The organism is Bacillus hominis, from assembly GCF_018332515.1.
In the GTDB taxonomy this organism is placed as follows: Bacteria; Bacillota; Bacilli; order Bacillales; family Bacillaceae_G; genus Bacillus_A; species Bacillus_A hominis.
The window spans coordinates 1-467 of the sequence record NZ_BOQD01000559.1 but is presented as its reverse complement, the minus strand read 5'-3'; the positions used below and the strand labels follow the sequence as shown (position 1 = coordinate 467).

The window sequence follows — 467 nt, the reverse complement described above, 5'->3', positions numbered from 1 at the left end:
ATCCATTAATGATATTATCCTAAATCATCATATATTTCAAGAAACACATTATAACTATTAAATTTTACCATAATTCTTATAAGATGTTTTACTCTTTAGTATCTTTTTTAATAAATAAGCTATACTATTTTAAATGATTTTGAAAAAATTAGAAGTTTTTCATCTTTATTTTTTACGAGATATGATTTTTTAAATAAGGAACGTTTAAAATTCAAAAAAAAACAAACTCCTGTAAATGCTTACAGGAGTTTGCTACAAAATTATAGGGATTTCTTTAAAAGCCCTTTTCATTCGAATTTTACGAAGCACCTGCTTCTTCAAACTCAACCTCTTCCAACTCGCCTAAACGGTGATACTCTGTTAAAACCGCATCTTGAATTTTAGAGCGTGTACCAGAATTAATCGGATGTGCAATGTCACGGAATTCTCCATCTGGAGTACGTTTACTTGGCATTGCTACAAATAAT

The 467-nt window shown here is 28.7% G+C and carries 1 protein-coding gene; it reads right to left on the bottom strand.

Annotation, left to right across the window (positions count from 1 at the left end; genetic code table 11):
* Positions 1–298 precede the first annotated feature (298 nt).
* Positions 299–467: septation protein SpoVG family protein (locus KI356_RS27335; RefSeq protein WP_212937021.1), on the bottom strand; the 169-nt coding region annotated here is incomplete at its 5' end.